Origin of the sequence: Bacillus sanguinis, from assembly GCF_018332475.1 — a bacterium.
Taxonomy (GTDB): Bacteria; Bacillota; Bacilli; order Bacillales; family Bacillaceae_G; genus Bacillus_A; species Bacillus_A sanguinis.
The window spans coordinates 1-9,249 of record NZ_BOQB01000228.1 but is presented as its reverse complement, the minus strand read 5'-3'; the positions used below and the strand labels follow the sequence as shown (position 1 = coordinate 9,249).

The following is a 9,249-nucleotide window of genomic DNA, read 5'->3' as shown; positions in this document are numbered from 1 at the left end:
TATGCTATATTCAATGGACCTATAGTGACTGTGGTGAAAAAAGCAGCGTTAAAATTAATAGGTCTTTCATGTGATGCTATACATGAGAAAAGAATAAGGAGATAAAAAAATGGAATTTTGGGAATCGAGTTTTATTGAGAAACAAACAATGTGGGGATTTGAACCTACAGAATCTGCAATTTTGACAAAAGATTTTTTTCTAGAAAAGAACGTTAAGAACATATTAGTTCCGGGTATTGGATATGGAAGAAACGCAAAGGTGTTTATCGAAAATGGTATAAATGTAACAGGTATTGAAATTTCAAAAACAGCCATTGATTTAGCAAAACAAAACGGACTAGAAAATGTTCGTATGTATCACGGTTCGGTAAACGAAATGCCTTTTGATAATAAACTTTATGATGGGATATTTAGTCATGCACTTCTCCATTTGTTGAATGGGGAGGAGCGAGAGAATTTTATTAAAGATTGTTATAATCAGTTAAAACCAGGAGGGTATTTGGTTTTTACAACAGTTTCTAAAAAAGCTCCAATGTATGGAAAAGGAAAACAGTTGGAGCAAGACTATTATGAGGTAATGGAAGGCGTAAAAATGTTCTTCTATGATTCTGAATCTGTAAAAAATGATTTTAATAAATATGGATTAGTACAAGTTTCGGAAATTGATGAACCAAATAAGAACATGGCAAATAAACCTTCAATTAATTTCTTAATGATAAAATGTAAGAAAGAACTATAAATAAAAGTTATTAACAATTACTAAAGATGTTTATATATTGATTATGCACAAATAAAAAGGACAAGCATATAATAGAAGTACCTATTAACTTTAAGTAACCTTAACATTCTTTAATAGGATATCTCAAAATCCCCAAAAAGAGCACTTGCGGAAACAAGTGCTCTTTTATTTTTTTGTTTAATAAATATTAAAAGATAAAAATATCATACAATAAAAATGAATCAGAAGGAAAGAGTCACACCTTAATTATATGATTATTTTTGAAAGACAAAAGTAATCGCATTTGTTTTTAATTGAATATGCCTTTCATCGCGAAAAATATCATAGACTAATTCTTTTATTTCAATTTTAATTTCATTCCAGTCCTTATAAATGCTTTTTAATAGATTTATCATATCATCAGTAGGAAGGTTAATTTCAATTAAAGCATCTAATTCTTCATTCGTATGTAAGTCAATTTCTTGTATGTTCGAGTTAATAATGAAACAATTGATACCACCAGTCTTTGTACCTTCTTTCATAGAATGGAGCACATTTGTTAAATCTTCTTCTGATTGAACATGCTCTAAACTAGATACTGCAACGATATAATCATAAGTGTTAGGGACGATATAGTAGTTTTCAATTGCTGCTTGTTCTGTTTTAATATTTTTAATTACGTCATATTCTATACTATAAGTTTGTAATTTTGTTAAAGCAGAATCAAGTAAATCGACACATGTAACAGTACCGCTAGCATTTTTTATTTTTTGTGCAATTGGAATACTATTCCTTCCGACACCAGAGCCGAGGTCAAGTACTTGCAAGTTTTTTTGTCCTTCAAAGTGATCTATTAAGTCCATCACCGTTTTAACTGGTTTGTAAAGCCAAGACCCAGTTTCAAACAGTTTATATTGTTCATAGCAAAGGTCATGATATTTCTTTTCTTCTTGTCTTATGTATTCGATGCGGTTCATATAGTTTCAGCTCCAATGTTATTATTGCGAAATGAATGGGTAGGACAACCTTTTACATTTGTTTGAATTCGAAAGATACCACCAGCATGTGGATATTTTTTTAATTCGTCATCCGTCATTCTTGTTCTGGCTGTTGTAACATATAGGTCTGTTAAATTAGGCCCTCCAAATGTACAAGATGTTACATATAGCGCTGGAATTGGGATACTTAATATTTGTTCTCCAGTTAAAGGGTTCCATCTAGTAATCTTTGAACCGCCCCAATGCGCAATCCATAAACAACCTTCTTCATCAATTGTCATACCATCAGGTAAACCTTCATTCTCAGAGAAAAAGATTACATCGATTGGATTGCAAATTTCTCCAGTACTTATATCATAATGAAAACGAACTACTTTTTTAGTAGGTGTATCGATATAGTAAAGGTATGTATGATTAGGTGACCAAGCTATTCCATTTGATGTATTTACATGTGAAACTTTTTTCTCTACGCTCCAATTATTATTTAAACAATACAAGGAACCTGCAGCATTAATACCGTATGTATCTGTAGTACCTGCCCAGAAGCGACCAGCTGGGTCACATTTTCCATCATTAAAACGATTTTCTATTAAATGTGATTCGGGATCAAAAATATGTGTCAGTTTTTCTGTTTTTACATTAATAAAATAAAAGCCGTTTTCCATAGCTAGGAGTAGTATGTCATCTATATATGGAACAACACAGCCAATTTGTTGATTGAGAGCAATTACTCGGTTTGTATTAGCGATAGGATTAAATATGCATAATTGTTTCTCCATAATATCAACCCAGTATAAAAGTTGCTTTTTTTCATTCCAACATGGTCCTTCAGCTAAACTAGCTTTCGCATCTAAAACTAATTCTATAGTACTGACCAAGATGTTCACCTCGCTTTATAAGATATTTATATAATTCGATAAGAATAGAGGTAAACCTTTAGTGAGAGCATATTAAGATTTGTAAGGTAGGCAGAGTTATTAAAAAAGTGTATAAATAAGGAGAGGAAAATGCATATGATGTTTTATGAAATTGTTTGCTTTTCTTGTAAGAACACATTTCGTGTTTATGAAGGTAGTGAAAAATATAAGCGATTTAAAGAGAAACCGAAAGGGAAATATTGTTGTGATGAATGTAGTCATAAAATTCAATTAGAAGCGATAAAACATTTATTTAGATAGTTATTTTCTAATTGGAAAAATTAGAAAATAAAAACGTTATAAATTATTATATAAAAAACTAATATTTAAAATGGCGTGGAAGAGAAGAGTAGTTAAGAAAGAATACGTACAGAGAGCTCTGGTAGCTGAGAAAGAGCGGTATACATCTTAATGAAAAAAGACTTGGAGCTGTGCAAGGAACTAATTTGTTTAGGGATGGTGCGACGGGTTCTCCCGTTATAGAGATAGGGTATAAGCATATTTTGCCGTACCTGAAGAGGTTATTAATATGGCGACGTATTGACAAACTCAGGTGGTACCGCGAAGCTAACAACTCTCGTCCTCAAGATGAATAATCTTGGGGCTGAGAGTTGTTTTATTGTATAAAACTGAAAATGTGAAAACAAAAATTAATTGAGGTGAGTAATATATGCATTGGGCGTATGAAGTAGCACGTGAATTAATTAGAAAACATCCAAACAAAGGAACTTTTGTTTGTGCATCTGGAATCAGTCCATCTGGATCTGTTCATATCGGGAACTTTCGCGAAATAATAACGATTTATTTCATTGTAAGAGCACTTCAAGATTTAGGGAAAAAGACTCGTTTTATATTTTCATGGGATGATTATGACAGGTTTAGAAAAGTCCCTAAAAATATTGATACATCTTTTGTAAAATATATTGGTATGCCATACTGTGATATTCCAGATCCGTATGGATGTCATAACTCGTATGCAGAGCATTTTGAAAAAGAGTTTGAGAAATTGCTTCAAGTATTTGGGCTTGAAGTGGAATTCATATATCAACATGCTGAATATAGAAGTGGAAGGTATAAAGGAAAAATATTAGAGTCTTTGTATAAAAGAAAAGAAATATATAATATTTGAATGAGATTTAAAACGGGAGAGTGTAGTGAAGAAGAGCGAGAGAGCTTTTATCCAGTTACGTTATATTGTGAGGAATGCGAGAAAGATGCAACTACGATTACACATTTTGATGAGTTATTAAAAAAAGTTCGGTATGAATGTGAATGTGGAAATCAAAATGAAATATCGGTATTAAATACAAATAAAATGAAACTGAATTGGAAAATTGATTGGCCGATGAGGTGGATGATAGAGGATGTTATTTTTGAACCGGGCGGAAGAGATCATTCATCGGAAACGGGTAGTTATTATGTATCCGAGGAAATTGCAAGGAAAATATTCAATCGTGAAGCTCCTCATTACATTGCTTATGATTTCATTGGTATTAAAGGGAATCATGAAAAAATGTCTAGTTCTTCAGGGAATAGCATTACACCTAGTAAGTTGTTAAAAGTGTATTTGCCTGAAGTAATTCTATTTATGTTTGCAAAATATAGGCCAGACGCAGCGTTTCATATTAGTCTTGATGAAGATGTGATTCGCAATTTTACAGAGTATGAACAATTGAAAAGTAGTTATGAAAATAAAACGCTTAAAAATGAAGATTTACTTGATGCAATTAAACTTTCTAGAGCTGAGAGCGGATTTAAAGAATATCCGAAATTTAATCAAGTAGCTGGAATGTTACCGCTATTAAATTTTGATACATCTATTTTACAATATACATTAGATGCTATGATAGCGATATGTAACCGCGCAGAATATTGGATAAGAAACTTTTAATCTGAAAAATTAATTGCGGTAAATCAAGAGAGATATACAGAGTTTTACAACACATTAGATGAAAGACAGAAAGAATGGTTAGTAGAAGTTTGCAAAATACTTCGTTCTAATAAAGATTACTCTAACTTTATGGAACAATTGTATTCAATTTGCCATCATGAAAATAAAAAAATAATGAAAGAAAATCAAAAACAGTTATTCACTATTATATATATGCTCATTATAAATCAATCAAATGGTCCTCGTATACCATTATTAATACATGTGGTAGGTATAGAAAAAAGCATCGCATTATTAGATTTCTAAAAAAAAGTTAAAAGCAACGCAAGTACCCAATTTTCTAAGTACTTGCGTTCCGAATTTTACTACCGTGAATACAATTTCGGACATTCATTACCACTAGGTTCATAAAAACAATGACTTTTAAACTGTCCTACAAACGGCTGGTTATACCATTCGGGCGGACAAGCTCCAACTGGACGGAAATACCAAAGAGCCCATCTTGCTGGCCAGCGCCACTCACCTTGTAAAACTTTTCGTACGATTTCTTTTTCTGATTCACGAGCACGTTGATAAAAATATCCGTATTGCACTGCTTCAAATCCACCGGGGCTTTGATATACAGCATCACGTACAGAACGAAGTTGTTTAAAATCTAAGCAATCACAAAATACACGGTTTACTACTACGCAACCAACAAGTTGTTCACCTTGTCGACCTTCGCCTTCAGCTTCAGCACGTATTAATCGAGCAAGTAAGTCAACATCGCTTTCGTTATATGGAATAAGGGGCATAGTGATACCACCTTTCTGTTATAGTAAAGAGTGTATGTTTTTAAATAAGCTTGGTGCTTTTTCACATAAAATTAACATTTCAAGAGGAGCTTGTCTGAAAAAAGCTAATTAGTAATAGTAGATAAATATAAAAGGGAGAGGTATTATGTATCGAATTCATAAAGAACATATCATTTACGCAATGTCATCAGAAAATAAACCATGCATGGAAGTAGAAATTGGGAGTCGCCTTATATTTGAAACATATGATTGCTTTGAAAATCAAATTGATTCTGAAGATGTTGCGTTTCAAGAATTAGATTGGAACCGAATTAATCCTGCGACTGGACCTGTATATATCAGTGATGCAGAGCCTGGTGACATATTAGCCGTAACGATTGAAAAGATTCAAATTGCAGAGCAAGGTGTTTTAACTACAGGTACGAATCTTGGTGTAATGGGTGAAGAGCTACATGAAAATACAGTGAAAATTGTCCCAATACATAATAAACATGTTTTGTTTTCGAATGAACTACAAATCCCAATTAATCCAATGATCGGTGTAATTGGAACTGCTCCAAAAGAAGAGAGTGTTTCATGTGGCACACCGCATGATCACGGTGGGAATATGGACTGTAAAGAGATAAAAGAAGGGACAACATTATTATTACCTGTAAATGTTCCTGGTGCTCTATTAGCATTAGGTGATTTACACGCAGCGATGGGTGACGGTGAAATTGGTGTTAGTGGAGTAGAGGTTGCTGGTGAGGTGACGGTAACAGTTCATATTATAAAAGGAAAGAAATGGCCATTACCAATGGCTATTCAAAAAGAAAAAATAATGACGCTTGCTTCAGAGAAATTGCTAGATGATGCAGCGAATCGTGCTGTACGTAATATGGTGACATTTTTACATGAAGAATTACAAATGTCTAAAGCTGATGCCACGCTTTTATTATCAGCTGCCGGTGATTTAAAAGTTTGTCAAGTTGTGGATCCACTTAAAACGGCACGAATGGAACTAAGTATGGATTATGTGGAGAATCTGGGTTTTAATTACAGTGAATGTCATATTAAGTAAGAATAATAGAAAAAGGATGCTTTTGTATAAAAGTATCCTTTTTAAATTTACGGATTAAGTAAAAAAAGGTATTATTTATTTTATATAATTGTATATACGATTGCGGATCGATAAAGGAGTAAATAATGGTTAAAATTATGATTGTAGAAGATGATATGAAAATAGCAGAATTATTATCAACACATGTTGCGAAATACGGGTATGAAGGAATTATTGTATCTGATTTTCAAAATGTATTAAATATTTTTTTAGAAGAACAACCAGAGTTAGTTTTATTAGATATTAATTTACCGAGTTTTGATGGGTACTATTGGTGTCGTCAAATTCGCGGAGTTTCCACGTGTCCGATATTATTTATTTCAGCTCGTGAAGGTACGATGGATCAAGTTATGGCTTTAGAAAACGGTGGTGATGATTTCATTTCAAAGCCATTCCATTACGAAGTTGTAATGGCTAAAATCCGAAGTTATTTAAGACGTGCTTACGGAGATTATGCACCGAAAGTAGAAGAGCGGATGGTTGAGCAACATGGACTTTGTTTATATCCTGAAAGGCTTGTATTGAAGCTTAAGAATCAAGAAATTGACGTAACGAGAAATGAAGCTATTTTATTAGAAATGTTAATGAAAAATTATCCACGTATTGTGAGTAGAGAAGTGTTGTTAAATAAATTATGGGATAGCGAATCCTATGTTGATGATAATACATTAAGTGTAAATACGACACGTGTGCGAAAAAAGTTAAAAACGTTACATATTGAGGATCCAATTGAAACGATTCGTAGTGTTGGATATAGACTACATATTACTTGGGATACTGGTATGGAAAAATGATAAGATTGTTTATTCGTGATCATATACCACTTATTTGTTTTACAGCAATCCAATTACTATCTATATTTCTCGTATATTGGTTTGATGGACATAACCATATTGCAACGGCATTGTATGCAATGTTTTTAGGTGCCTTTTTTATGGTAGGCTATTTAGTATTTCGTTACTTTACACATCGTTCTTTTTATGAGCGTTTAGCAAACCCGATGCAATCTTTAGATGAATCAGTTCAAAAGTCTGATTTTGCAGCTATATCTGCTGCTCTTCAAGACTTGCTTGAGGTACAATATCGCCATTATCAAAATCAGCTCCAAATACAAGAGCGAAAAAATAATGATCATCTAACTTTTATGAATCAATGGATACATCAAATGAAAACACCTTTATCTGTAATAGAGTTAATTACACAGGATGAAGTGGATTCGCGTTTTGAGAGTATTAATGAAGAAACGGATCGTTTAAAAAAGGGATTAGAGATGGCTCTGTATGTCGCACGTTTAGAAGCATTTACACAAGATTTTTACGTGGAAAAAGTACAGCTACATAAAATAGTGAATGATTCTGTGCATGAACATAAACGCTTCTTTATCCGGAATTTTGTATATCCTGAGCTTAAAATTTATAAGAACATTACTGTAGAAAGTGATGCGAAATGGTTACAATTTTTAATTGGACAAATTCTTTCAAATGCGATTAAATATTCATCTGGTAGTAGAGAGAAGATTAAAGTGAAAGCTTGTAAGGAAGGTAATAATGTTATACTCGAAATTGCCGATAACGGCGTAGGAATACCTAAGCAAGATTTACCTAGAGTATTTAAACCATTCTTTACAGGGGAAAATGGCAGAGATTTCAAAGAATCAACTGGAATGGGGCTATATCTTGTATATGAAATTACGAAACAATTAGGACATAGTGTAGAAATCCATTCAGAAGTTGATAAAGGTACAGTTGTACGAATTAAATTTTTTAATGTGTAAAAATGATTCAGGCTAAAGAACTTTTGAAATAAGTTTTTTAGCCTTACTTTATATTGTCTAAATGAAATGATATAAAAGACTGGTATGATTCTAATAAAAGGTCGTGTAAGTATGTGTAATGATACAATAATAAATACGGCTGTTATGAGAAGTGGTTAATAATTTATTAATATATAAATAGTTTTTTGTAAGAAAAAAGCTCGCCCTTTGAAAGAGCTAGCTGTATGAATTTTAATTAAGCAAACAAACTTAATAATTTATATCCAATTAAGCCTAAAATAGTGATAGGAACCATCATTAAGAAAGAAGAAATTCGATTAGCATTAGAGCGTTCTAATACAAGAATCAAGATAATCCCGACTATGACTTCGGTATATCCAACAGGTAACATGTGACTATAGTCTTCAAAATTTAAAAGAATATGAAGTCCATCCGTTACAAAAACTCCACTTAAAAGTGCACTTCCGAATTTATGAAGTGGATTTGCAGTATCTTTCCATAGAAAACCTGCCATTCCAAAAATAGTTCCTCCTATAAATGCACATACAATCCATACAGATATAAAATAAATAGAGTGAGCTACATTTTCAATAACTATTGCATAGCCATAGTAGCCTAATACCATACCGAGTAGTGCAAAGGTACCAGAAAGTATAGCTGTACGCTTAGAATAACTAAAGCTAGCCACAAAAAAGGATGGAACTAACCAAACACTTCCTAGGTTAGCTAAGGAGTTCCAATTACCTGGAAGTATACCTTGGCCCAACTTAGTTAGTATACCAACAATTATCCCTATTACAATCGGGAGGAGAACGATCCTTAAAAACATATTTAACTTTGTGATTTTTAATGTCCTGTCCATAAATTCAATCCTTACATTAATATTTTTTGCAAACATATAATAGCTTATTATGGAAAAATAATCAATAAATTTTTATCGAAAAACAATAATGAATTATTGTTTGGTGGATAATCAGTCGTTGTATTTATAAGTGGGAGCATAAAATATTAAAACTCGTTACCTAATCAAAATGGTAAAAATAATTACCCTAACATAT

General features: G+C 32.4%; 9 protein-coding genes, 1 pseudogene and 1 other annotated feature. Of the genes and pseudogenes, 6 read left to right on the top strand and 4 right to left on the bottom strand.

Going from position 1 to position 9,249, the window contains the following annotated elements:
• Positions 1 to 109 precede the first annotated feature (109 nt).
• Positions 110 to 739 (top strand): class I SAM-dependent methyltransferase, encoded by a 630-nt coding sequence (locus KI369_RS21885; protein WP_212957372.1) that lies wholly within the window; start codon positions 110 to 112, stop codon positions 737 to 739.
• Positions 740 to 993: 254 nt separating this feature from the next.
• Here the strand turns inward: KI369_RS21885 and KI369_RS21880 are convergent, their stop codons facing one another.
• Positions 994 to 1,695 (bottom strand): class I SAM-dependent methyltransferase, encoded by a 702-nt coding sequence (locus tag KI369_RS21880; protein ID WP_212957371.1) that lies wholly within the window; start codon positions 1,693 to 1,695, stop codon positions 994 to 996.
• Positions 1,692 to 2,594, bottom strand: coding sequence for an SMP-30/gluconolactonase/LRE family protein (locus KI369_RS21875; RefSeq protein ID WP_212957370.1), 903 nt, complete (start codon positions 2,592 to 2,594; stop codon positions 1,692 to 1,694). The genes KI369_RS21880 and KI369_RS21875 overlap by 4 nt, the downstream gene beginning before the upstream one ends.
• A 129-nt stretch (positions 2,595 to 2,723) precedes the next feature.
• Between KI369_RS21875 and KI369_RS21870 the strand changes: the two genes are divergently transcribed.
• Positions 2,724 to 2,894: a DUF2197 domain-containing protein gene (locus tag KI369_RS21870; RefSeq protein WP_212957369.1), complete on the top strand. Its 171-nt coding sequence runs from the start codon at positions 2,724 to 2,726 to the stop codon at positions 2,892 to 2,894.
• Positions 2,895 to 2,961: 67 nt separating this feature from the next.
• Positions 2,962 to 3,221, top strand: a binding site (T-box leader).
• An 82-nt stretch (positions 3,222 to 3,303) separates the two neighbouring features.
• Positions 3,304 to 4,830, top strand: a pseudogene (gene lysS / locus KI369_RS21865) (lysine--tRNA ligase).
• A 59-nt stretch (positions 4,831 to 4,889) separates the two neighbouring features.
• Here the strand turns inward: lysS and KI369_RS21860 are convergent.
• Positions 4,890 to 5,318, bottom strand: a complete 429-nt coding sequence (locus KI369_RS21860; RefSeq protein ID WP_212957368.1) for a cell wall hydrolase — start codon at positions 5,316 to 5,318, stop codon at positions 4,890 to 4,892.
• A gap of 145 nt (positions 5,319 to 5,463) precedes the next feature.
• Between KI369_RS21860 and KI369_RS21855 the strand changes: the two genes are divergently transcribed.
• From KI369_RS21855 to KI369_RS21845, 3 genes are all read left to right on the top strand, one after another.
• Complete coding sequence (locus tag KI369_RS21855) at positions 5,464 to 6,378, top strand: acetamidase/formamidase family protein (RefSeq protein WP_212957367.1); 915 nt, start codon at positions 5,464 to 5,466, stop codon at positions 6,376 to 6,378.
• Positions 6,379 to 6,503: 125 nt separating this feature from the next.
• Positions 6,504 to 7,211 carry a response regulator transcription factor gene (locus KI369_RS21850; RefSeq protein ID WP_212957366.1) on the top strand — a complete coding sequence of 236 codons (708 nt, stop codon included), beginning with the start codon at positions 6,504 to 6,506 and terminating at the stop codon, positions 7,209 to 7,211.
• Positions 7,208 to 8,191, top strand: coding sequence for a sensor histidine kinase (locus KI369_RS21845; protein ID WP_212957365.1), 984 nt, complete (start codon positions 7,208 to 7,210; stop codon positions 8,189 to 8,191). The genes KI369_RS21850 and KI369_RS21845 overlap by 4 nt, the downstream gene beginning before the upstream one ends.
• A gap of 235 nt (positions 8,192 to 8,426) precedes the next feature.
• Here KI369_RS21845 and KI369_RS21840 read toward each other — a convergent pair whose 3' ends face one another.
• On the bottom strand, positions 8,427 to 9,053 hold the full coding sequence (locus KI369_RS21840) for a DUF6518 family protein (protein WP_212957364.1): 627 nt from the start codon (positions 9,051 to 9,053) through the stop codon (positions 8,427 to 8,429).
• Between the last annotated feature and the right edge of the window lie 196 nt (positions 9,054 to 9,249).

Bases quoted from the DNA above. Each gene is read 5' to 3' on its own strand.
- KI369_RS21880 (WP_212957371.1), bottom strand. From the start codon at position 1,695: ATGAACCGCATCGAATACATAAGACAAGAAGAAAAGAAATATCATGAC.
- KI369_RS21860 (WP_212957368.1), bottom strand. From the start codon at position 5,318: ATGCCCCTTATTCCATATAACGAAAGCGATGTTGACTTACTTGCTCGA.
- KI369_RS21850 (WP_212957366.1), top strand. From the start codon at position 6,504: ATGGTTAAAATTATGATTGTAGAAGATGATATGAAAATAGCAGAATTA.
- KI369_RS21840 (WP_212957364.1), bottom strand. From the start codon at position 9,053: ATGGACAGGACATTAAAAATCACAAAGTTAAATATGTTTTTAAGGATC.
- KI369_RS21845 (WP_212957365.1), top strand. From the start codon at position 7,208: ATGATAAGATTGTTTATTCGTGATCATATACCACTTATTTGTTTTACA.
- KI369_RS21855 (WP_212957367.1), top strand. From the start codon at position 5,464: ATGTATCGAATTCATAAAGAACATATCATTTACGCAATGTCATCAGAA.
- KI369_RS21870 (WP_212957369.1), top strand. From the start codon at position 2,724: ATGCATATGATGTTTTATGAAATTGTTTGCTTTTCTTGTAAGAACACA.
- KI369_RS21885 (WP_212957372.1), top strand. From the start codon at position 110: ATGGAATTTTGGGAATCGAGTTTTATTGAGAAACAAACAATGTGGGGA.